The sequence below is a fragment of the Burkholderia sp. SIMBA_051 genome (genome assembly GCF_046534915.1).
Lineage (GTDB): Bacteria > Pseudomonadota > Gammaproteobacteria > Burkholderiales > Burkholderiaceae > Burkholderia > Burkholderia ambifaria.
In genome coordinates, this window is the sequence record NZ_JAWRXS010000004.1 from 450,039 (window position 1) to 473,046 (window position 23,008).

At 62.4% G+C, this 23,008-nt stretch carries 19 protein-coding genes, 1 tRNA gene and 1 pseudogene; 8 read left to right on the forward strand and 13 right to left on the reverse strand.

Annotated elements, in window-relative coordinates:
* Nucleotides 1-191: 191 nt before the first annotated feature.
* The 3 genes from SB771_RS12465 to SB771_RS12475 all read left to right on the forward strand — a co-directional run bounded on the left by SB771_RS12465 (nucleotide 192) and on the right by SB771_RS12475 (nucleotide 3,601).
* Nucleotides 192-1,811, forward strand: coding sequence for an acyl-CoA synthetase (locus SB771_RS12465; RefSeq protein WP_175661811.1), 1,620 nt, complete (start codon nucleotides 192-194; stop codon nucleotides 1,809-1,811).
* 82 nt (nucleotides 1,812-1,893) lie between these two features.
* Entirely contained in the window at nucleotides 1,894-2,220 is a 327-nt protein-coding gene (locus SB771_RS12470; protein WP_175661810.1) for a DUF2288 domain-containing protein, read from the forward strand.
* Nucleotides 2,221-2,230: 10 nt separating this feature from the next.
* The gene (locus SB771_RS12475) at nucleotides 2,231-3,601 is read left to right on the forward strand and encodes an MATE family efflux transporter (protein ID WP_175661809.1); all 1,371 of its coding nucleotides are present in this window, start codon (nucleotides 2,231-2,233) and stop codon (nucleotides 3,599-3,601) included.
* A gap of 19 nt (nucleotides 3,602-3,620) precedes the next feature.
* Here the strand turns inward: SB771_RS12475 and SB771_RS12480 are convergent, their stop codons facing one another.
* A complete protein-coding gene (locus tag SB771_RS12480) occupies nucleotides 3,621-3,803 on the reverse strand; it encodes a hypothetical protein (RefSeq protein WP_105787278.1) in 183 nt (60 codons plus the stop codon).
* Nucleotides 3,804-3,941: 138 nt separating this feature from the next.
* Here SB771_RS12480 and SB771_RS12485 point away from each other — a divergent pair, with 138 nt between their 5' ends.
* Nucleotides 3,942-4,112: a hypothetical protein gene (locus SB771_RS12485; protein WP_006750326.1), complete on the forward strand. Its 171-nt coding sequence runs from the start codon at nucleotides 3,942-3,944 to the stop codon at nucleotides 4,110-4,112.
* Nucleotides 4,113-4,322: 210 nt separating this feature from the next.
* Here SB771_RS12485 and SB771_RS12490 read toward each other — a convergent pair whose 3' ends face one another.
* Both SB771_RS12490 and sixA read right to left on the reverse strand, forming a co-directional pair.
* The gene (locus tag SB771_RS12490) at nucleotides 4,323-5,129 is read right to left on the reverse strand and encodes a GNAT family N-acetyltransferase (RefSeq protein ID WP_011656520.1); all 807 of its coding nucleotides are present in this window, start codon (nucleotides 5,127-5,129) and stop codon (nucleotides 4,323-4,325) included.
* Between the two features lie 159 nt (nucleotides 5,130-5,288).
* Nucleotides 5,289-5,750 carry a phosphohistidine phosphatase SixA gene (sixA, locus tag SB771_RS12495; RefSeq protein WP_041491139.1) on the reverse strand — a complete coding sequence of 154 codons (462 nt, stop codon included), beginning with the start codon at nucleotides 5,748-5,750 and terminating at the stop codon, nucleotides 5,289-5,291.
* A 161-nt stretch (nucleotides 5,751-5,911) separates the two neighbouring features.
* On the opposite strand from sixA, the gene SB771_RS12500 reads away from it, so the two are divergent.
* Nucleotides 5,912-5,988 (forward strand) — tRNA-Pro (locus tag SB771_RS12500).
* A gap of 243 nt (nucleotides 5,989-6,231) precedes the next feature.
* On the opposite strand, the gene SB771_RS12505 is transcribed toward SB771_RS12500, so the two are convergent.
* From SB771_RS12505 to SB771_RS12525, 5 genes are all read right to left on the reverse strand, one after another.
* Entirely contained in the window at nucleotides 6,232-7,035 is an 804-nt protein-coding gene (locus SB771_RS12505; protein ID WP_175661808.1) for a lysozyme inhibitor LprI family protein, read from the reverse strand.
* Between the two features lie 373 nt (nucleotides 7,036-7,408).
* Nucleotides 7,409-7,696 (reverse strand): PAAR domain-containing protein, encoded by a 288-nt coding sequence (locus SB771_RS12510; protein ID WP_175661807.1) that lies wholly within the window; start codon nucleotides 7,694-7,696, stop codon nucleotides 7,409-7,411.
* A gap of 11 nt (nucleotides 7,697-7,707) precedes the next feature.
* Nucleotides 7,708-8,748: a T6SS immunity protein Tli4 family protein gene (locus tag SB771_RS12515; protein ID WP_244096832.1), complete on the reverse strand. Its 1,041-nt coding sequence runs from the start codon at nucleotides 8,746-8,748 to the stop codon at nucleotides 7,708-7,710.
* Nucleotides 8,742-10,694 (reverse strand): esterase/lipase family protein, encoded by a 1,953-nt coding sequence (locus SB771_RS12520; protein ID WP_175661806.1) that lies wholly within the window; start codon nucleotides 10,692-10,694, stop codon nucleotides 8,742-8,744. Before SB771_RS12520 ends, SB771_RS12515 begins: the two co-directional genes overlap by 7 nt.
* Nucleotides 10,695-10,729: 35 nt before the next feature.
* Entirely contained in the window at nucleotides 10,730-13,504 is a 2,775-nt protein-coding gene (locus tag SB771_RS12525; protein WP_175661805.1) for a type VI secretion system Vgr family protein, read from the reverse strand.
* Nucleotides 13,505-13,922: 418 nt separating this feature from the next.
* Between SB771_RS12525 and SB771_RS12530 the strand changes: the two are divergent.
* Together SB771_RS12530 and SB771_RS12535 are read left to right on the forward strand one after the other, a co-directional pair.
* Nucleotides 13,923-14,107: pseudogene (locus tag SB771_RS12530) on the forward strand (hypothetical protein); the annotation flags it as partial.
* A 745-nt stretch (nucleotides 14,108-14,852) separates the two neighbouring features.
* Nucleotides 14,853-15,284 carry a hypothetical protein gene (locus tag SB771_RS12535; protein WP_175661804.1) on the forward strand — a complete coding sequence of 144 codons (432 nt, stop codon included), beginning with the start codon at nucleotides 14,853-14,855 and terminating at the stop codon, nucleotides 15,282-15,284.
* 64 nt (nucleotides 15,285-15,348) lie between these two features.
* Here the strand turns inward: SB771_RS12535 and ppx are convergent, their stop codons facing one another.
* Nucleotides 15,349-16,863 (reverse strand): exopolyphosphatase, encoded by a 1,515-nt coding sequence (gene ppx / locus SB771_RS12540; protein WP_175661803.1) that lies wholly within the window; start codon nucleotides 16,861-16,863, stop codon nucleotides 15,349-15,351.
* A gap of 279 nt (nucleotides 16,864-17,142) precedes the next feature.
* Here ppx and ppk1 point away from each other — a divergent pair, with 279 nt between their 5' ends.
* On the forward strand, nucleotides 17,143-19,206 hold the full coding sequence (gene ppk1, locus SB771_RS12545; RefSeq protein ID WP_011656508.1) for a polyphosphate kinase 1: 2,064 nt from the start codon (nucleotides 17,143-17,145) through the stop codon (nucleotides 19,204-19,206).
* A gap of 116 nt (nucleotides 19,207-19,322) precedes the next feature.
* On the opposite strand, the gene phoR is transcribed toward ppk1, so the two are convergent.
* The 4 genes from phoR to pstB are packed head-to-tail and all read right to left on the reverse strand — an operon-like array spanning nucleotide 19,323 to nucleotide 22,996.
* Complete coding sequence (gene phoR / locus SB771_RS12550) at nucleotides 19,323-20,636, reverse strand: phosphate regulon sensor histidine kinase PhoR (protein ID WP_175661802.1); 1,314 nt, start codon at nucleotides 20,634-20,636, stop codon at nucleotides 19,323-19,325.
* 57 nt (nucleotides 20,637-20,693) lie between these two features.
* The gene (phoB, locus tag SB771_RS12555) at nucleotides 20,694-21,395 is read right to left on the reverse strand and encodes a phosphate regulon transcriptional regulator PhoB (protein ID WP_006750313.1); all 702 of its coding nucleotides are present in this window, start codon (nucleotides 21,393-21,395) and stop codon (nucleotides 20,694-20,696) included.
* Between the two features lie 29 nt (nucleotides 21,396-21,424).
* Nucleotides 21,425-22,129, reverse strand: a complete 705-nt coding sequence (phoU, locus tag SB771_RS12560; protein ID WP_006750312.1) for a phosphate signaling complex protein PhoU — start codon at nucleotides 22,127-22,129, stop codon at nucleotides 21,425-21,427.
* Nucleotides 22,130-22,147: 18 nt separating this feature from the next.
* The gene (gene pstB, locus SB771_RS12565) at nucleotides 22,148-22,996 is read right to left on the reverse strand and encodes a phosphate ABC transporter ATP-binding protein PstB (protein WP_011656506.1); all 849 of its coding nucleotides are present in this window, start codon (nucleotides 22,994-22,996) and stop codon (nucleotides 22,148-22,150) included.
* Nucleotides 22,997-23,008 lie beyond the last annotated feature (12 nt).

The following is a 23,008-nucleotide window of genomic DNA, read 5'->3' on the forward strand; positions in this document are numbered from 1 at the left end:
AAAGCAAATCCATGGTCACATCACTGTTTTGTCGTGATCTTATGCGTCATTGCGGAATCGTGCACTGAGCCGCACCCGTTGGACGAGTCCGCACATTCCCTATCTCTCGCACGCCATTGTGGTTGAGGTCGCGTGAAATGTTGATGTAAACCATCGACCGGATCCGTCGATCGACATGAAGGAGACCCGCGATGCTGCCCGCCGCCGAACGCTACGATGACCTGCTCTCCCGCTTCCGGTGGGAGGTTCCGGCCCGCTACAACATCGCGGTGGACGTCTGCGACAAGTGGGCCGATGGCAGCGGACGGCTCGCGCTGATCCACGAAACGTCGCAGGGCGACGTGTCGCGCATCACATTCGACGACCTGAAGAATGCTTCTAACCGGCTCGCGAACAGCTTTGCGCGTGCGGGTTTGCAACGCGGCGACCGGATCGCCATCTTCCTCGCGCAGGGCCCCGAAACCGCGATCGCCCATCTCGCCGCGTACAAGCTCGGCGCGATCGCGGTGCCGCTGTTCACGCTGTTCGGCACCGACGCGCTCGAATACCGGCTCGCGAACAGCGAAGCCGCCGCGCTCGTCACCGACGCGGCCGGCTATGCGAAGATCGCGCCGCTGCGCGCGCAACTACCGACGCTGCACACGTGCTACTGCATCGGCGACGACGTGCCCGACGCGCCGGGCGTGCTGCGCTACGACGCCGCCCTCGCGGCCGAATCGCCGGACTTCGTGCCGGCTGACACCGCCGCCGACGATCCGGCGGTGATCATCTATACGTCCGGCACGACCGGCAAGCCGAAAGGCGCGCTGCATGCCCATCGCGTGCTGCTGGGCCACCTGCCGGGCGTCGAGATGTCGCAGCAATGCTTTCCGCGCGACGCGCGCCTGTTCTGGACGCCCGCCGACTGGGCGTGGATCGGCGGCCTGCTCGACGTGCTGCTGCCGTCGTGGCATCACGGCGTGCCCGTGCTCGCGCGCCGCTTCGAGAAGTTCGACGGCGAGGCCGCGTTCGCGCTGATGGCGCGGCACGGCGTGACCCACGCGTTCCTGCCGCCCACCGCGCTGAAGCTGATGCGCGCGGTGCCCGCGCCCCGCGAGCGCTACACGCTGGCGCTGAAATCGGTCGCGAGCGGCGGAGAGTCGCTCGGCACCGAGTTGACGGCCTGGGGCCGCGACGCGCTCGGCGTGACGATCAACGAGTTCTACGGACAGACCGAATGCAACATGGTGCTGTCGTCGTGCGCCGCGCTGTTCGACGCGCAGCCCGGCGCAATCGGCAAGGCCGTGCCCGGCCATACGGTCGCGATCGTCGACGAGCACGGCACGCCGCTGCCGCCGGGCGTCGAGGGGCGCATCGCGGTGCGCCGCCCCGACCCGGTGATGTTCATCGAATACTGGCGCAATCCCGCCGCGACGCGCGACAAGTTCGCGGGCGATTATCTGCTTACCGGCGACACCGGCACGATCGACGCGGACGGGTTCGTGCGCTTCGTCGGCCGCGATGACGACGTGATCACGAGCGCCGGCTACCGAATCGGCCCGGGACCGATCGAGGACTGCCTGCTCACGCATCCGGCGGTGCGGATGGCGGCCGTCGTCGGCGTGCCCGACCCGACGCGCACCGAGATCGTCAAGGCGTTCGTCGTGCTGAACCCCGGCCATGTCGGCGACGACGCGCTCGTCCAGGCGCTGCAGGCGCACGTGCGCACGCGCCTGGCCGCGCACGAGTACCCGCGCGCGATCGCGTTCGTCGACAGCCTGCCGATGACGGCGACCGGCAAGATCGTGCGCCGCGCGCTGCGCGACGCTTGAACCGCGTGGGGCCGCGCCGGGCCGCCGGCCGGTCGTCCGGATGGTTTATAGTGGCGCCACGCAGTCTTTCCAACGCACAACGATGTCCTCCGACCAACACGAATCCGCCGCGGGCGCGTCGCACAGCCCGCTCTACGCCAAACTCCTCGGCGAAACCGCCAAGATCGACTGGTGCGATCTCGAGCGCTTCTTCGCGCAGGGCAAGCTGCTGTCGGTCGCACGCGATCTCGATCTCGTCAGCGTCGCGGAAGCGATTGCTGGCGACGATGCGCAACAGGTCACGCGCTGGCTGGCGTCCGGCCTCGTCGCGCGCATGCCGGCGGAAACGGCCGCCGACTTCGCGGCGCGCAATCCCGAGCTGTGGGCGGTCGTCGTGTCGCCGTGGGTCTGCGTGCAGGAACGCGCCTGACGCGTCCGCCATGTCCGATTCCGCATTACCGCACGCAGTCGGCACCGGGTCGGCCGCCGCCTCGCACCGGCGCGTCCTCACGCTCGCGTTCCCGATCGTCCTGGCAAACCTGACCCAGCCGATCCTCGGCGCGGTGGACACGGCCGTCGCCGGCCACCTCGACGGCGCGCAGTATCTCGGCGGCGTCGCGCTCGGCGGACTGTTCTTCAATTTCGTGTTCTGGGGCTTCGGCTTCCTGCGCATGGGCACGACCGGCCTCGTCGCGCAGGCGCACGGCGCCGGCGACGCCGCCGGCATCCGCCTGAACGTGCTGCGCGCGCTGATCGTCGCGTTCGCGCTCGGCGCCGCGGTGCTCGCGCTGCAAGTGCCGCTGCTGTCGTTCGCGCTGTCCGCGCTGGGCGGCAGCGACGCGGTCCGCGCAACCGCGCTGGCCTACGGCCACGCGCGGATCTGGAGCGCGCCGTTCGCGCTCGCGAACTACGTCGTGCTCGGCTACCTGCTCGGCGTGCAGCGCGTGCGGCTCGCGCTCGTCGCGCAGGTCTTCATCAATGCGGTGAACATCGGTGCCGTGCTGTTGTACGTGTACGGCTTCGGCTGGGGCATTGCCGGGATCGGTGCGGCGACCGCGACCGCCGATGCATGCGGCTTCGCGCTCGGCGCCTGGATGCTGTGGCAGCTGCGGCCGCGCGGCCTCGCGCCCATCGCCGCGCGTGCGCTGGCGGACCGTGCGGCGCTCAAGCGGCTGATCGTGCTCAATCGCGACATCTTCCTGCGCACGATGTGCTTGCTCGGCGCGTTCGGCTGGTTCGCGCATCTCGGCGCGAAACAGGGCGATGCGACGCTCGCGGCCAACGCATTGCTGCTGAATTTTCAGACGTTCATGGCGTACGGGCTGGACGGCTTCGCGCATGCGGCCGAGGCACTCGTCGGCGCCGCGGCCGGCGCGCGCGACCGTGCCGCGTTCCGGCAGGCCGTGCGTGTCACGTTGCAGTGGTCCGCGTTCGGTGCGCTACTCTTCGCGCTCATCTACTGGTCGGCCGGCGGATGGATCGTCGCGCGGCTGACCGACCAGGCCGAAATCCGCGCGGTCGCGCTGCAATACCTGCCGTGGGCGGCAATCTCGCCGATCGTGTCCGTGTGGGGATTCCTTCTCGATGGCGTGTTCATCGGCGCGACGCAAACGCAATCGCTGATGCGCGCGATGGTCGCGTCGCTCGCGATCTTCATCGCGGCGACGGTGACCGTCGTCGGCCCGTTCGGCAATCACGGGCTGTGGTTCGCGCTGTTGTTGTTCATGGTCGCGCGCGGTGCGACGCTCGCACGCTACCTACCGGCGCTCGTGCGGCGGATCGGCGCCGACGCGCCCGCGGCCGGCGCCTGACCGCCGCGCGGGCCGGACGTTATTGCGCGGGGGTGGGTGCGGGTGCCGGCGCGCCGAGCATCGACGGCGGCGTCATGTCGGTCGGCACGCCTTGGTAATCGGCCGGATCTTGCGGCGGGTGGCCGCGACGGGCCTGGCGGGGATCGCTGGAACAGCCGGCAAGAATGGACGCGGCCAGCACGGCCAGCATGAAACGAGTCATCGGGAAGGCTCTCCGGAAAACGGCGCGCCCATCGCGCGCCAGGACCGCGCCGAGTCTAGCGGAATTCCGGGTTAGGGGTCGTCCCGCGGATGTTCTAGTATGAAGGCATGGCGCTGTGCCCGTTGAAAGGAGGCTGCCATGTCGTCTGAAGAGATCGCTGGCCTGATCGGCCTGTTCGTCGGCCTGATGGTGCTCGTCGCCCTGTCGTACTTCGAATCGCGCGAATACAAGCGCAGCCACGGCGGCGAAGGGATGGTCCATCATTGGATGGCCGAACACCATCTGCTCGACTGGCGGCGCAAGCACTAGGCAAGCCGCCCTGTCGTCCGGGTCGCCGCCTGCGGGACCCGCCCCGAACGTGCGCCCGCGCGCACCGTGGTTGCTGCGTGCCGTTCAAATTAACAGGGCCGGATAGGCCGACCTCGTCCGAATAGCCGAACGCCGTCGCGTGGCAGGTGCCACGCGACGGCGTTCGCATGCGTGCGCGCCGCAACGGGCGCGCCGCGCGATTCGGCTTGCTCAGCCCAGGAAGTGCCGGGCGTAACGGGCGTTGATGTCCGACAGCCGGAACAGCGTCAGGAAATCCGCGCAGTTGAAGTCGGGATCCCAGGCCGGCGCGCCGCAAATCTTCGCACCGAGGCGCAGATAGCCCTTGATCAGCGGCGGCGGCGCGACGACGGTGCCCGTCTGCAGTTCGTCGACCGGCAGCGCCGTATGCGGGAACGCGCGATATTCGGGCGCCGTCAGCGCGTTGGCCGACAGCGATTGATACAGGTTCGCCGCATAGTGGCCGCCATCGGCCATCGACACGCTCGCGCAGCCGAGCATCGTCTCGTAGCCGTTCTGCATCATGTAGGCGCCGAGGCCGCCCCACAGCGCCATGATCACGGCGCCGCTGCGGTAGTCGCTGTGCACGCACGAGCGGCCGACCTCGACCATCTTTCCGCGCAGGTGAGTCAGGCGCGACAGGTCGAATTCGCCTTCCGCGTACAGACGGCCGACACGCGCGGCCTCGTGCGGCGGCAGCACGCGGTACGTGCCGACCACCTTCAGCGTGTCGAGATCGCGCACCAGCAAGTGGTCGCAATAGGCATCGAACGGATCGACGTCGAGACCGGACGGGCCGCTGAGCTGCGCGCCCATCTCTTCGGCGAAGACGGTGTAACGCAGGCGCTGTGCCTCGCGCAGTTCGTCTTCCGTGCGCGCCCATGCGGCACGCAGACGGTACTCGGATGTGACGGTTTCAGCAGCGCGCGGCAGGTGACGCCGCGTCGTGTCGAGGGGAAGCGAGGCAAAAGGGAGCGTAGGCGTCGGCAGTTCTCGCATTAGGCTTTCCTGGTCGTAAGGAATAGGACGACATGCCAGCCAATGTAGTAACCGGCCGTTACCATTCTGTGGCACGACCGTGTCCATTCAATGACGTGTCGCCGAATTGACTTTAGCAGAAAGCTTGCGAAACCGTATGATCAATACGGTCAAACCCCGTCACACAAGGTCCGGCGGCAACAACGCACGCAGCACGGCCTGACGACTGCCGTCACGCGTACGGCTTGCGATCCACACGATGCCGCCCTTCTTGATGCTCCAGCTGTCACCGTTGCCGGCGATCAGGTGCGCGACGACGCTGCCGAGCGTCGGCTGGTGTCCGACGATCATGACCGTCGGCGCAATGCCGTCCGGCCAGCCGGCGGCGGTCAGCACGTCGTCGACGCTGCCGCCCGGCGCGAGCGCATCGACGGTCCGGTACTGGTCGGTCAGCGCCTCGACGGTTTGCACGGTACGTGCCGCCGGGCTCGCGAGAATCACGCTGTTCGACTCGAGCCGGCCGCGCAGCCATTTGGCCATTGTCTGCGCTTCCTTACGCCCGCGGCTCGTCAGCTGGCGCGCGAGGTCATTTGCCGCGTAGTCTTCGGCTTCGGCGTGACGCCACAGGATCAGGTTCATCATGATGTCTCTCCATGCATCGGCGAACGATCCGGTCGCGCAGGTGCGTGCCGGACGCTCACACTCTGAATTGTCGCCAATCGTGAACGGTTCGGGATGATGTGGGCGATATGCATAACTTGATTGACCCGGTCACCCATTAGACGATAGAATCTTTGGCTCGTCGGAGCGTAGCGCAGCCTGGTAGCGCATCTGATTTGGGATCAGAGGGTCGTAGGTTCGAATCCTATCGCTCCGACCAAAGGAATCAAGGGGTTAGCGTAAGCTAACCCCTTTTTCTTTGGTGTTGCGTCGGGCGATTGCTACCAGCCAGGGCGATTTTCATAAGGGACCCCGGTCCGATGGCTGCCCGGGTTGTTCCCGCCCAGCACTGTCTTTTCATCAACGTCGTATCTCCGACCACGATGACAGCTCGCGCCATCTTGCACCTCGGCAAAGTCGAGCACGAATTCCCGCGCGCCGCCGCGATAGACGCGCGCGTACATCAATCGCCTTCCTGATTGGAGTCTTCTTCTGGATAAGACGGATAGGTGCTTGCTATCCTGCCTTTGATGTCAGCGATGCGGCGGCGATATGCGTTCAGCAGGCACGCGTTATCACGGCAAGAATTCCGCACCATCGTGACCCAGTTGATTTGATCCAATCGCACTGGGTCCTGATATGAAATTTCTTTCGAATCGGTTAGCAACATCGCAACGTAACCACGATTGACGGTTGCATCCAGCTTAATCAGATCCGGGTTTTTGCATATGAGGTGTTCAACATTCGTGGCGGCTTTGCTGCAATCGAAACCTCGCTCCGCATTTGCCGGCGCATGGGTCTGACGCTTGAACATGTATGCCCAGGAACCGTCGAGGAGCACCATTTCGTCCGGTGATCGATAGATCATTGCAGAACGCAGCTCCGAACAGAGCGGCGCATCGGCATCACCGAGGATGTAGGCATTACTGAGTGCGACGCCTTTTGCATGGAATTTGGTGCTCAAAAAAGCATTAAATTTATCTCTGGAGCCAAATGAATGAGAGATAACCGGGTCGACATAGAAACTCATCGCCTTGCCGATCTTTGCGCTGCAACTGTGCCCGGCATAATGAAATGCGAACGCATTATCATCAAAAGTTAGAAATCCTGCCGTCTGCGGATTGATCGGAAAGGGCAAGGCGTGCGTGTCGCTCCCCTGTTCAAATTGCGCTGCGCCGGTCATTCGATACTTGTCCTGAGCCAAAGCATACGTCGACACCAAGACTAACGACATCAGGAGGAGGAAGCCCTGTTTGAGTTTCTTCATAAAAAATAGACATCGTTCATTCAATGATTTGAATTGCAAGTACCCCGGCAAAACATATTGTGCGCCCATTCCCGGTGCGTCTTGTTTTTGATATCCAGGAATTCGAGGGGTGCGCCAGCGTAGTCGCCGCTGTTCAGCTTGCGACGCATCCAGAAATGCCGCCTTGTAACCCTCCTACAGAATCGCGAGCGAGTCGATCACGTCTGCGCGACGCTGGAACGAGAGGTCAAACATGATCCATTCGGGTTGGCGTGCGGTTTGAACCCAGAGCACCGGAATGGCTCCAATTGGAGCATTGAGACGTTCCAGCTGCCAACGACATGCTCCAACTCACCATATTGCGGAACGTCTCGTTCCCCTTTCCTCACGTCCTTCAGACCTCGACATACGATACCGACTGCGACGCCACCAGCTTCGGCGGCGTCGGACATGCGCACCGACAGAGGTCGTCACTTAATGCCGACTGTCGACCATCCGGCCCGGTGCTTGAATGACGCGGGCCGTCGCACTCAATCACGCCGAGTGTCTTGCACACCGGGCACCACACCGGATCATGTTCATACGCTTGTTCGCGTTCATGCAGAATGTCTTGTCCGTCACCACCCTGCACGATGCCTCCGACGGTCGTCGTGTCACCTTTCACGATGTCGTAGCGTCGCATGTCGCCTCCGCTCAGACTGCGCCTGGCCGCAATCGCAGGCTGTTCAACAGCGTGTCCCACGTCTGCAGTGCGCCGGCCTCATCGACCGGTGACGTCGCCTCTTCAGGCTTCAAATCGGGGCTGCTCGCGCCGAGCAGCAACTGAATAGCGGTATGCGGTTTCGCCAACGTGCTCGGGTCGCCTGGCGCGAGCAGATAGAAGCGGAAAGACGTGATCTCGCCTTCCTTCAGCGCGAACAATACTTCCTCCGCGTCCATCCCGGCCACCGTGCGTTTCCCCTGCCGCAGGATGCGGTAGCTGCCGCTTGAAATCTGATCCATCTTCGCGCGCAGATCAGGAAGCGTCTTGGTCAATGGTTGCCCTTGGTCGTCGCTCATCGACTTGCGCGTCTGAATGACCAGTAGCGCCGGCCGCCCCGGCATCAGCGCGAACGACTGGCTGGCTTCTTCAGGGTAGGTCGAAGACCCCGTGACAATCCCGCCATCGAAGCAGAACCCCGATTCGGTCGGAACCGACCAGTTATCGCGCGCCTTAATGCGCCGATATAGATCAGTATAAAACCCTTCAAATTTGCTCAGTGCATCTGGACCAAATGATCCGGTCGTATGAAATATTTCATCACCATCAAAAACAAAACCCTCAGACTTAAATGGGAGTCTTATCCCGTCAGTGTGCGACATCTGATAAACAAAAGCCTTCGAGTCGCTTCTTGGCGAGACCTCCCTTTCCAGCCAAGCATGATTCGTTGGTTTGTTATTTTCACTTGGGTCGATGCGTATATTTGTTTTTAGTGTCTTCTCCAAATCACTTACTTTTGCTCGATATGTAGCAATTGACGCATTATGTTGCGTCTCCAGTTTTTCTCCGCGAAACGCGTACCGCTGATTCGTGATTTCGCTAGTCGCAGGTCGTTGGAACACAAAGCGCCCGATGCACCACGGGCGCGGCTTGGACAACAAAGGATTCGTCATCGTCGGTTCCACAGAAAAGGTCATCGAACAGGCGCACACGCCCATCACTAAAAATAGGAGTCGGCCAATTCTCGTCAGCATTTCGGCTCCGGAGCATCTTGCGCGATTTGAACGATGCTATAGAGGAGCGCCCAGCGCGCCCATGGATGGTTATAGCTTTCCTGATGCACATATCCTCCTTGGTCGAACACCATTTGTACACCGTTGGCCGCGCCCCCTTCCAAGCCATACGCGGGTGCTTCGGCCGACCAGGCCGGCACAGTACCGTCGCCTGCGATGATGCCGTTCTTCTCAGGATCGGGCGCGTCACTGCCCGGCGGCAGCTTTGCCACCTTCTGCACCTCGAACTCGATGGTGACATTGCGCGAGTCCAGATGCACGCGCAGTGTCCCTGTGTGGGAATCGTCGTGTTTCTCACCGAGGAACCGTGCAGCGCGCAGCTCTTCCTCCGTTACGCCGGCGGGCACGTTGCCCTTCCAGATCACCGTACCCCATGCCAACAGCTCGTCGAGCTCCTTGCCTTTCTCGATCGCAGGTTTGCTTGACTCATCGCTTGAGGTAGCTCGCCCTTTGGGCAGCAAAGCTCCGTCGCCATAGGAAATATAAGTCCTATCATGGTATTTATTTTTTATCTTATTTTGATTCGCCGTAACAACGTCTCCCATCAATGCTTGGAAATTACTAAGAACTGTGTCCCCACGCCCCAAATCGTCCAGCCGCTTTGTTACGATCCCCGCCGGATCGAGTAGCGATACTGATTCCGCAGGTACCAATCCGTACCATTTGGTATTGGCATAAATCTCCTTGTATGCACTCCCTTCCTTCGGAAATTTCATCACCGGAGTACCGTCGAGCCGCGAAAAGATCCACCATGCCTCCCCGTTGTGGTAATCCGGCATCGGCAACAGCTCAAGCGGTCCCGGCGCATTCGCGGCCACCGCCACAAACTCGTCTGCATCACTCCCGAGAAGTGCACCATTGATGAAACCGTTCACGCCGCCCTCGCTGCCGCCACCGGTGCGGAACCGCTTCGCCGCGATGGGTGCTCCGGTCGCCGGCAGCACGTTGTGGAATACACCGTGCATCAGGTCCGCTGCACCGTGCATCGCGATCGCCATCCGTGCTACCAGCCCGCCCATTGAGTGCGTGAGGATAATCGCCTTGCCGCTATGATTCTCCTCGATGATCTCCTTGATGCCCATCAGGCGCGCCGTCTTGCCGGTCTTCTTGTCCTTGAAATCCGTGCCATCAATTACCTGTTGCGCCGATTTTTCATTCGATTGCAGCCAGTTGTACCCAATTGCGTACACTCGATACTGGTATTTCATGAAGTGCTTGAACACCTCAGAGTCTTTTGCAATCGCCTGCCCCCGGCCTTGCGCGCCGACGCCGAGCGCCCCGTAGTCAGCCGGCTCCGTGTCCAGCAGCGGCTTCAGCGCCCATTTCTTACCGTCGGGGTCGCCTGCGATCCAGGGTCCTTTATGCTTCCCCAGATGCATCGGCTCGTTCAGTTGCTCCTGCAGCCACGCCAACATGGGCTGATAGCTCGATCGATACACTGAGCCCCACCCCCGCCGAATGGCCTCCTTCTCGTCCACGTACTGGTCCGGTTCAGCATCCTTTTCGTGCTTGCCGGCGCTGACCGGCCCGAACGGGGTGACGGCTGCATGGGTCGGGTCGAACAGCTTTTCCCGCGTGGACGCACCCTTGAACCAAAGGCCGAGCAGCGCTGGCAATGCGCCCGCCTTCCCAAATAGGCCATCCGTCTCCGGTGCAAAGAACATCTCGTCACCGGTGTCGGTGTTCACCAATGGTGAGCCCATCACGCCTGGCAGGAAGATCACCGGAATGATTGGCCGCACGTCGCACAGCAGTTCTTTGGAGCGCGTGTCACTCGCCGGCGTCAACGTAAAATGCCCGACCGACGCGCCGTCCTTGTCCGTGCGACCAGCCTGCTGGACGACTTCCTTTTCGGCATCGTCACTGAACGGCGATCCGCCGCCGGATTGATCTGTGTTTTCGCTCATCGTCGTTCTTCAGATTCGACCATAGGTTATCGGGTTCAAGCCGCAGGACCGTTCGGCTTCGGCCGCAATGCACGCACCGCCAGCTTCTCGATATCCTCGCTCTTCTGTTCGGCCACCTGCCCCAGCTCGTTCGTCATTCCGGTCAGGCGTGTGCCGTCCCCGCGGATCAGTTCATACGGGTGGTTTTTCAGCACCTCGCCCGTGATGCGATCGCGCAGCACATACGGATCGTTAAACTTGGCCTGCGGCAGGCTGTTCATATGCTGCGCAATCGAACTCGGCCCTTGACGGCTGAGCGATGCCGACTTGATCGTGCGCGGGCCTTGCGTGCCGTCTTCGATGCCAGCCGCCACCCACTTTGTGTACGAGCCGCCCGCCTTGATGATGATTTCATCGGCATCGAGCACTATCCGCTTGGCCTTCACGGTCACGTCTTTGCCCGCGTTGACGCTCACGTCATCCGTGTTGGCCGACAGCTTGATCGGGCCTTTCGCGGTCACGAAGTACGCACCAAGTTTCTGCGCGAAGAAGCTCACCTTTTCCGCAGCCGCGACGACGAACGACTTGCCCGTTGCAACGTACGTGTTCTCGTTACTGACGACGTTGACCTCTTTCTCGGCCACGATATGCGTCGAGTTGTCTGCGACCAGTGCAATGTCCTTCGGCGTCGATACCAGTATGTTCGGCTGCGCGAATCCATTGGCGCTACCGGTGCCGCCCCCTGCCGTCACGCCGCCCGACGTATCGCCCGACACCGGATGCTTGATGTCCTTCGACAGCGCCTTGAGCGCATCCTGTCCGGTTTGCAGCGATTCCGCCTGAGCGGTTGTGCTTGCGCTAGAGAGCGACTCGATCAGCATTCCCGCCTGCTGCAACTGCGAGCGAGCCTCGTCCACGCCCATCTGCTCATCGTCGTAGGATTTCGAGTGCGCGCTGATAGAGAGTCCCTTGCTGGCACGAACCGCACCGAACTCGTCAGCGTGCAAGATGAAGCCGGCACCCAAATACTGACCTCGTGTGTTGCCGTCGTGCTTGATCAGGTAGCCCTGCGTCAGTGCCGCATAGCTCTTGCCCGTGTAGCTGACCAGCCGCGTCCCGCTTTGATTCGTAGAATCGTCATGGACGAACGAGTTGTATGCGCCGGTCTTCCCAAACCCCTCCGACCTGAACCCTGACAGCAACGCGTTCGAATGCCATGGCGACGGGGTGGCGCCTCCGTTGATACGCCCTAATACGAACGGCTTATCACAATCGCCGTTCCAGTACCCGACGATGACCCATTCCCGCGCCCTCGGCACGTGAACCGCTCCATAACCGTTGCCGGTATCGGATTGAAGCGACGACAGCAACGGTGAGGAATTGAAGGCGTCCGATGGATTCTTGCGATCCCATGCGAAATGCACCCTGATCTGGTTTCGGTCGTTGGTCCACGCTTCCGCGCCATCGGGGGTCACGACAAGCGCGTGTTCGACCGACATGACCGGCTTCGGATGATCCAGCGGACTCCGGTATTCAACTGCCGTGGGTTGCGCTTCGACTTCGAGCACGAAAAATCCGGCCGAACCATCCGCCTCATGTCCAAGCGTCTTGAAGCGCTCCCGGTGAATCGCCTGTTGCTCGGCCAGCGTTGCACGAAGACTTTGCGGAAACTCGGCCGTCTGCTGGCCGATCGGGACGTTGTTCTCGATGAACCACCGTGCCTCGACCACCAGAAACTCTCGCTTCTTCGCATCACCGCCATCGTGGCGGGGATGTCCGGTCAACATAAACCGCGAACCGGCATCGAGCCACCGCACGCCTCCGACGCCAAAATATCGGCTTGCTCGCGCATCCCATATTTCTACTCGCCGTCGCGCTCGCACCTCGCCAGTGTCTGAGCTGGAATAGCCATAAGCCGTCGATTCATAGACCGTCATTGGCGCATCAGGAACGCTCTGCTCTACTTTCTGGCGATGCTCCTCCGTGACATAGCGGGTCGCGGCAAGCCCACTTTCAACCTGAAAATTGGACGCGGGCCGCTTGTAATCGAACGCACGCGACATGTAGCGCGTGGTCTGCATCGTCTGCACCGCGGCCCAATGGGCGAAACCGTCAGATTCGCTGCTGTCGTTGGCCTGAATGAATTCAACCGACTTGGCGTCGGGAAGTGTCGAGACGCGGTCAACGATTATGAGCGTCGTCTTGGGCGCGTCACCTTCACTCACGTTTTCGTGGATCCAGTAGAAATACCAGCCCTCGGCTTCGGCCAAGCGATTTACGAAGTGAAGATCGGATTCGCTTTGCCTGCACCACGACCGCTTGGCAGGATCGGTCGACAGCGCAAAACGATACTGCCCGCGCAACTGCGGATACCGATCAAGCACGTCGGAAATGATCTCGCGGGCGTCTTTCTCGAGCCAGCCTTCTTCATTGTGGGTTTTTTCAAGGAAGACCAGCGCCGATGAAAACTCGATCTGATACGTCGAAAGGCTGCCGTTACCGCCCAAATAGGCGACCCGATGGACGAAGCCGTGCACCGGACGATAGACGGGAACCGCAAAGGGAGCCGTGACTTGCTGAATCTGCAGGGAGACAGGCTGGTGCATCAGCGACAGCAGCGCAGTATCGTCGCGCGTCGACGCTACATCGATCGTGTACGAATAGTTCCGCCCGATTTTGGCCGATCCGCGCGCACGTAACGGTACCAGCGCATTCTTGCCGAGCGGCGTACTCAGCATCAACAGCCGTCCCTCCTGCAAAACGCCCTTACTGATCGCCTCGTAGAGGTCGCGCAACTTCAGGTCCCCGAGTGCGGACGGTCTGATATCCATTTTCGTTATCTCTCTCAGGTTCGACCGTCCCGTCAGTCGCACAAAGACGGTCAGCCATTGCGACAGCAAGTCGCTCGCGCGATTTTAATCTAAAGTCTGACAAATATCGTTCGGCCTGACAGAATTTGACGCCCGGTTGCCTAGCGAAGCGGAGGCTCACGTTCAGGCGCGATCGAGCGACAGCGAATCATTATGACAAGTTCGTTGAGCCGCCCTTCAGCGTCACGGGTGACGTGAGCGAGGAGGTTCCGCAAATATTCGTCGCGAAGGACGAGCACCTTCTGAATCGCGACCATGCCATGAGCCGCAGTCGTAAATTTGCCTTCGGCCTTAGGCGAAAGGCGCAATCGAAAAGTGTCGCTACAGCGACACGGAACAAGTCCAGGCCGGCTCACCCCTCCGTCACTTCGAAAAGGAAGTGCGCTGCGAAAGCGAATGGGGCGGCGGCCTGGTTAAATGGGAGGCGTTGTCCCCGCTCATGAATAAACTACTGCGGTTATCGAAGGCCGAGAGTGGGCGGATCGGAAAATTGCAGTGGCGGGCGCAGGTTGCGGCAAAAAAGTAGATGGTTTCCCGAATGAGCCAAGCCCATGTCATTTCCATCTTGCAAATATTGAAACAATGAAAAAATTACTAATTTTTCCTCTATTGCTTTTCTCTTCGACGCATCTGGCGTCAGCCGAACCCACCCATGAAAAGAAAGAAATATTAGGCCGCTCTTATATGTGTGATTTTGGGAAATACGGGGTGGTTACGATCGATACTCGAGACCCTGGCTCTTCAATAACCATTGGAGGTGTTCGCCACCCCGCAAAAAATGGGGGCTACTTCTATCAGACCGATGATGGGAAGTTTGCAATTGCATTCAACCCTAAAATGACAGCTTGGACGTATTTAAGCGGGGACGATCCAGATGGAATAACCGACTCTCACTGCAAGGTGAGCACCAACAAGAAATATATATCTAGGGATGATGCGCTCATTCCATACATGGCCTCTTCAATCAGGAAGGTTTTCCTCACTTCATGACCTAGATTTTCCGCGAGCCTTATGTTCTACACGGGCAATATTTCGCCTGCGCACGATGAACGCTGTACTCCATTGACGGTAGCCAACGGTTATATCTGAAAACCAAACTGAAAATGGAGTTCGACGGGTGATGAATCTGGTCCGACCGCGGTGGTAAGGTCTCACGGCGTCATCGGCGATGCGCTTTGACGGCCGCTGCGTCTCCGCAAGGGCGATCGCATGTCGTGTCACGCTTTCACATCGTCCACCGCGCCTTCCCCCCCGCGCACGAATCTTGCGAGAACACGCGATAATATCCGTGACCAACCCGCAACCGAGCATGAAAAACAACGTTCTCAAGACCGCCCTGTTCGGCGCGCTGCTCGCATTCGGCGCGTCCGGCGCCGCGTCGGCCAAGTCGCTCGACGACGCACTCGACTGCCATTCGAACGGCCACAAGTTCGTCGCGCCGCTGCTCGCGGCCGGCGACATCCAGTCGGAGCCGATGCACGTCGAAGCGAATTCGGTGAACGCATTCCGCACGAACCATCCGCTGACCGCCTACGGCTTCGGCGTCTACGTCGTGCTTGGCTACCAGGCGAACGACCCGATCTTCCGGCCGGGCGATGGCACGCCGATCGGCAACTGGGCGTATGGCGTCGTGGTACGCGGCACGAAGAGTGCCGTCGAACAGGCCGTGCACAAGGCTGGCAGCGACGCGACCGTCAAGCAGGCGTTCCCGTTCCTGACCGCGATCGTGTGCTCGGACTGAGCGCGTCGCAAGGAAAGCGGCGCAAACTCGCCGCGCCGGTGTCGCTCGCCCGAAGCGCGCCTCGTTACGCGCCCGTATAAACCACGCGATACGGAATGCCGACCTTCTCCCACTCGGCCGCTTCCTGGCTGAGGCTGTAGTCGGTCAGCGGGTTCTGCTCGACCCACGCGCTCGGCAGGCGCACTTCATACCCGCCCTTCTTCATCTGCGACACGGAAATGTCCGGCAGCCCGGCATCGGTCCGGCGCCGGCACAGCAGCGCCGCGAGCCGCAGGCAGAACAGCAGCGGCCATTCGACGTCGCGCGCCTGCGACAGCTTGCCGAGCTTGCCCGCGTGCCCGAGCACGAGCGCGGCGAGGCGCGCCTGGTCGGTGCGCGAGAAACCCGGCATGTCGGCGTTGCTCGCGATATAGGCCGAATGCTTGTGATACGAACTGTGCGAGATCGACAGCCCGATCTCATGCAACGCGGCGGCCCAGCCGAGGAACATCCGGGCTTCCTCGCGCGCTTCGTCGTCGGCTTCATCGAGCTCGTCGTAGAACCGCACCGCAAGCGCACCAATGCGTTCGGCCTGCGCGCGATCGACGCCGTAGCGGCGCGTGAAACCCTCGACGGTCACCGCGCGCATGTCCTCGTGCTGGGTCCGGCCGAGCAGGTCGTACAGCACGCCCAGACGCAGCGCACCATCGGTGGTATCGACATAGTCGACACCCAGCTCCTCGAATACCGCGAGCATGATCGCGAGGCCGCCGGCGAGCACCGGCACGCGGTCGGGCTTCAGCGCGATCAGCTTCAGCCGGTTCACGTTCTCGGACTTGATCAGCGCACGCTTCAGGCGTTCGAGCCCGCCGCGCGAAATGCCGTGCGTGATGCCCGCGTCGTTGAAGCCGTTCGCCTCGACGAGCTCCGCGAGCGCACGCGCGGTGCCCGACGAACCGATCGCCTGGTCCCACCCGGCCTTCTTGTACTCGCTGGAAATGATCTGGATCTCGCGCTTGGCCGCGAGTTCGGCCTGCCGCATCGTGTATTCGTCGACGTTGCCGGCCGGAAAGAACGCACGGCTGTGGCTCACGCAGCCGATGTAGAGGCTCTCCATCACGATCGGCGTGTAGTGCGAGCCGATGATGAATTCGGTCGAGCCGCCGCCGATGTCGACGACGAGCCGCTTGCCGGCGCTCGCCGGCACCGAATGCGCGGCACCCGCGTAGATCAGGCGCGCCTCTTCGCGGCCGGCAATCACCTCGATCGGAAAACCGAGCGCCGCTTCGGACTCGCCGAGGAATTCGGCCGCATTCTTCGCGACGCGCAACGTGTTGGTCGCCACCGCCCGCACGTGATCGGGGTGGAAATCGCGCAGGCGCTCGCCGAACCGCTTGAGCGCTTCCCAGCCACGCTCCTGCGACGCGCGATCGAGCATCTTGTCGCTCGACAGGCCCGCGGCCAGTCGAACGGGCTCGCGCAGCGCATCGACGGGATAGATCTGGCTGCCCGCCGGGGTTTCCTCGACGCGCCCGACGATCAGCCGGAAGCTGTTCGAGCCGAGATCGACGGCAGCCAGCAAGTGGGGGGATGTAACCATCAGAAGGGGGCTCCGTGCGCGTTCGCCCGCGCCAGCCGCTGCGGCCACGCTGGACGATCAATCAAAGGCGATATTTTAAGCGTGGAACGCTTGCCGTAGCCACGCTTCACGGGCATGTACCCGGGTAGATTGTATATGGCCGAAACATTTATGAGATGAAACGGTTGCGGCGTAGAATTTCCCGATATAAATACATAATTGTCATCAGCACGTCATCGTACCGTGAGAGTTTCCGAGCGTCCTTTCGAATCATCGCCCGAATCATCCCCTACTCTGCCGATGTCCGTCCGTTATCCGCTTCTCAATCGTGAACTCGGCATCCTCGGGTTCAACGAGCGCGTGCTGGCCCAGGCTGCCGACCCACAAGTCCCGTTGCTCGAACGCCTGCGCTTCATCTGCATCACCAGCAGCAACCTCGACGAATTCTTCGAAGTCCGGATGGCCGGCCTTCAGGAACAGATCCGCGACAACCCCGGCGCCCTGACGCCCGACGGCATGTCGTTACAGCACGCTTACGACCTCGTCGTCGAGCGCGCGCAGCGGCTCGTGCACCGCCAGTACACGATGCTGCACGAAACCGTGCTGCCGGCGCTCGAACAGGAAGGCATCTACTTCCACGCGGCCGACACGTGGAACGACGAGCAGCTCGAATGGGCGCGCCGCTACTTCCTCGACGAACTGCTGCCGGTGCTGACGCCGATCGGCCTCGATCCGGCCCACCCGTTCCCGCGCGTGCTGAACAAGAGCCTGAACTTCGTCGTCGAGCTCGAAGGCCGCGACGCGTTCGGCCGCCAGGCGGTGATGGGCATCGTGCAGGCGCCGCGCGCGCTGCCGCGCGTGGTGCGCATGCCGCAGGCGCTGTCGGGCTTCGAGCACGGCTTCGTGCTGCTCAGTACGTTCATGCAGCGCTTCGTCGGCGAACTGTTCCCGCAACTCGTCGTGAAGAGCTGCAACCAGTTCCGCATCACGCGCAACAGCGAGCTGTTCGTCGACGAAGACGAAATCACCAACCTGCGCGTCGCGCTGCAGGGCGAACTGCCCGCGCGCCACCTCGGCAACGCGGTGCGGCTCGAAGTGTCGGCCGACACGCCGGCGCATATCGTGCGCCGCCTGCTCGAGGAAAGCCTGCTCGACGAGAAGGACTGCTATCGCGTGGCCGGCTCCGTGAACCTCGTGCGGCTGATGCAGATTCCCGATCTCGTCGATCGCCCCGACCTGAAGTTCGCGCCGTTCACCGCATCGATCCCGCCCGTGATCGCCAATGCACCGGCGATGTTCGACGCGATCGACGACGGCGACATCCTGCTGCACCACCCGTACGAAAGTTTCCAGCCGGTGCTCGAACTGCTGCAGCAGGCCGCGAAAGATCCGAGCGTCGTCGCGATCAAGCAGACGATCTACCGCACCGGCACCGATTCGCCGCTGATGGACGCGCTGATGGCCGCCGCGCGCAACGGCAAGGAAGTGACCGTCGTCGTCGAGCTGCTCGCGCGCTTCGACGAGGAAACCAACATCAACTGGGCGTCGCAGCTCGAAGCCGTCGGCGCGCACGTGGTGTATGGCGTGGTCGGTCACAAGTGCCACGCGAAGATGATGCTGATCGTGCGCCGCGTCGTGGAGGGCGGCAAGGCGACGCTGCGCCGCTACGTGCACCTCGGCACCGGCAACTATCACCCGCGCACCGCGCGCCTGTACACCGATTTCGGGCTGATGACGGCCGACCAGAAGATCTGCGAGGACGTCCACCACGTGTTCCAGCAACTGACCGGAATCGGCGGCGAGCTGACGCTGCACGAGCTGTGGCAGTCGCCGTTCACGCTGCATCCGCGCATCATCGAATCGATCCGCGCGGAGATCGACAATGCGCGCGCCGGCAAGCGCGCGCGCGTGGTCGCGAAGATGAACGCGCTGCTGGAGCCGACGGTGATCGCCGCGCTGTACGAAGCGTCGCAGGCCGGCGTCAAGGTCGACCTGATCGTGCGCGGCGTATGCGCGCTGAAGCCGGGCGTGCCGGGGCTGTCGGAAAACATCACGGTGCGCTCGATCGTCGGGCGCTTCCTCGAACACCACCGCATCTACTATTTCCACGCGGATGGCGCCGAGGAAGTCTATCTGTCGAGCGCGGACTGGATGGACCGCAACCTGTTCCGCCGCGTCGAAGTCGCGTTCCCGATCCGCGAGCGCAAGCTCAAGCGCCGCGTGATCGCCGAAGGGCTGTCGGTCTGTCTCGGCGACAACCAGTCGGCGTGGCTGATGCAAAGCGACGGCCACTATCGACGCCGCCGCGCGGGCAAGACGCTGCGCAACGCGCAACTCGGGCTGCTCGCGAAGTTCTGTTCGTAGGCAGGCGCCGCGCAGCAAACGAAAAAGGCACAGCTCACGCGGGCTGTGCCTTTTTCGTTTCAGTCGTGCGCGGATGCGATGCGCACGCACCGTGTCACACGATCACGCGCTCAAGCTTAGAACGCTGCCGGCCGGATCGCGATGATCCGCGACGCCGGAAAGCGCGCGGTGAACGTGCTGCCGCGCCCTTCCTCGCTCTGCACATACAGGTGCGAGTCGTGTCGCTGCAGCACGTGCTTGACGATCGCGAGGCCGAGCCCCGTGCCGCCCGTATCGCGCGAACGGCTGCGGTCGACGCGATAGAAGCGCTCCGTCAGCCGCGGCAGGTCGGCGGCCGGAATGCCGAAACCACTGTCGGTGACGGAAAACACGCCCTGCGCGCCCTCGCGCCGCCACGACACGAATATCTTGCCGCCGTCCGGCGTATAGCGGATCGCGTTGGTGACGAGATTCGCGAACGCGCTGAATACTTCGGTCTGGGCGCCCGTGACGCCGAGCGTCTCGTCGATCGCGAACGCGATCTCGTGATGCCCGTTCGACAGCGTTTGCGCATCCTCCTTCAGATGGTCGAACACGGCGCGCATGTCGATCGCGTGATCGACCGGCGGCCGGCTTTCGCCCTCGAGCTTCGCGAGCACCAGCAGGTCGGTGACGATGTGCCGCATCCGCGACGCCTGCTGCTCCATCATCTCGAGATAGCGCGCGCGATCTTCCTCGTTCAGCGGCAGCTCGCGCATCGTCTCGAGAAAACCCGACAGCACGGTGAGCGGCGTCTTCAGTTCGTGCGACACGTTCGCGACGAAGTCGCGGCGCATCGCGTCGGTCCGCTCGAGCTCGGTGATGTCCTGCGTGAGCAGCAGCTTGCGGTTCTCGCCGTACGGAAACACCTGCACCTCCAGCACGTTCTGCCGCGAGTCGCCCATCCCGCGCATCACGAGCGTTTCGTCGTAGTGCTGCGCGTTCAGGTAGCGGACGAATTCCGGATGACGCACGAGGTTCGTGATGTGCTGGCGCAGGTCGCGTTTCGCATCGAGGCCGAAATGCACCTCTGCGATCGCGTTGCACCACTCGATCTGGTCATGGTCGTCGAGCATCGCGACGCCGTTCGGCGACGCCTGGATCGCCTGGATGAAGCGCGAATGCTGCTGCTCGACCTGCCGCACCTGCGCATGCCACTGCTTCGCGAGCTTGTGCAGCCGGTAATAGATTTCACCCCAGATGCCCGGTGCGCTCGGCACCTCGCCATAGACGGGCGCATCGAGCAGACGCCACAGGCGTTGCGTATGGAAGGTACTGAAGAAGCCCTGCGCGACCAGCATCACGGCCGCAAACGCGCAGGCCGCGGTCGGGCCGGCGAACACGCCGACCAATACGCTGATCAGCACGAGCAGCACGAGCGACACGAGAAAGCGCGCCCAGATGATGTTCATGATTCAGCGCCCGAAAGAATGAACGGCATGCCGTGGCACACGGCATGCGCGGATACGTTACGCGTGCTTGGCGAGCCGGTAGCCGCTGCCGCGCACGGTCTCGATCATCGCATCGCAGCCGGCCGGTTTCAAGGCCGCGCGCAATCGTTTGATGTGCACGTCGACGGTACGCTCCTCCACGAACACGTGATCGCCCCACACCTGGTCGAGCAGTTGCGTGCGGCTGTGCACGCGCTCCGGATGCGTCATGAAGAAATGCAGCAGGCGGAATTCGGTCGGGCCGAGATCGAGCTTGATCTCGCTGCCGTCGCCGTGCGCGGCGACGCGATGCGTGGCCGGATCGAGGCGCAGCCCGTTGATCGACACGACGTCCTCGGTCAGCTGCGGTGCGCGGCGGCGCAGCACGGCCTTGATGCGCGCCATCAGTTCCTTCGGCGAGAACGGCTTGGTCACGTAGTCGTCCGCGCCGATTTCGAGGCCGAGCACCTTGTCCTGCTCGTCGCCACGCGCGGTCAGCATGATGATCGGGATGTGCTTGGTCCGTTCGTTGTTGCGCAGGTCGCGCGCGAACGCGATGCCGGACTTGCCCGGCAGCATCCAGTCGAGCAGCACGAGATCGGGCAGCACATCGCTGATCAGGTTCTGCGCCTGCTCCGCGTTGTACGCGCGGATCGGGCAGTGACCGGCATGCTGGAGATTCACCGAGATCAGTTCGGAAATCGCGGGCTCATCTTCAACGACGAGAATGTTGCTGGGCATCGGCACCTCTGTTCTTCCTGTGCGTGGTGTTAACTGTTGGCTTCGCGCTCGAGCGTGTCGCGCGGCTGATGCCGCACGTCCGTGCCCTTCACGATGTAGATGATGAACTCCGCGATGTTCTTCGCGTGGTCGCCGATCCGCTCGATCGCCTTCGCGATGAACAGGTATTCGAGGCCGACCGAGATCGTGCGCGGATCTTCCTGCATGTACGACACGAGCTTGCGCACGAACGCGCGGAATTCAAGGTCGATTTCCTTGTCGTCCTTGACGATCTGCGCGGCGGCCACCGTATCGAGGCGCGCGAATGCGTCGAGCGCGCGGCGCAGGATCGTCACGGCCATCTCGCCCGACACCTTGATCTCGGCGATGTTCACTGTGCGCGCGGCCGGTTCGTCGACCAGGCGGCGCACGCGCTTCGCGATCTTCTCGGCCTCGTCGCCGGCGCGCTCGAGGTTCGTAATCGTTTTCGAAATCGACATCAGAAGGCGCAGGTCGCGCGCGGCAGGCTGCCTCCGCGCGATGATGTTGCCGCACTCCTGGTCGATGTCGACTTCCATCGCGTTCAGCGTTTCCTCGGCCGTGATCACCTTCTCGGCCGCGTCGCGGTCGAATTCGTTCAGCGCGTGCATCGCGCCGACGATCTGCGACTCGACGAGTCCGCCCATTTCCAGCACTTTCGACGACACGGCATTCAGGTCCGCGTCGAACTGGCTCGACAGATGTTTATCCGACATGGTTGTTGTTCTCCGTCATCAGCCGAAACGGCCGGTGATGTAGTCTTCCGTTTCCTTGCGCACCGGCTTGATGAAGATCTTTTCGGTTTCGCCGAATTCGATCAGCTCGCCCAGGTACATGTAGGCCGTGAAGTCCGAGCAGCGCGCGGCCTGCTGCATGTTGTGCGTGACGATCACGACCGTGTAGTCGCTCTTCAGCTCCGCGATCAACTCCTCGATGCGGCCCGTCGAGATCGGGTCGAGCGCCGAGCACGGCTCGTCGAGCAGCAGCACTTCCGGACGGATCGCGATGCCGCGCGCGATGCACAGACGCTGCTGCTGGCCGCCCGACAACCCGTAGCCGCTCTGGTTCAGCTTGTCCTTCACTTCGTTCCACAGCGCGGCCTTCGACAGCGCCCACTCGACGCGGTCGTCCATCTCCGAACGCGTGAGCTTTTCGAACATCTTCACGCCGAACGCGATGTTGTCGTAGATCGACATCGGGAACGGGGTCGGCTTCTGGAACACCATGCCGATCCGCGCGCGCAGCAGCGAGATGTCGCGCTTGGTGGTCAGCAGGTTCTCGCCGTCCATCAGGATTTCGCCTTCGGCGCGCTGCTCCGGATAGAGCGCGTACATCTTGTTGAACGTGCGCAGGAGCGTCGACTTGCCGCAGCCCGACGGGCCGATGAACGCCGTCACCTTCCCTTCGGGAATGCGCAGGTTGATGTTCTTCAGCGCGTGGAACTTGTTGTAGAAAAAGTTGAGGTCGTTGACCTCGATCTTCGCGTTCAGCGGCGCCAGCGGGCTGCCATGCACCGCGTCGTGCGTGCCGGCGGGCGCAGCGGTGCGCTCGACGGAATTCAGGTGGCTTTCTGCCATATTCATCGGATCGCTCCG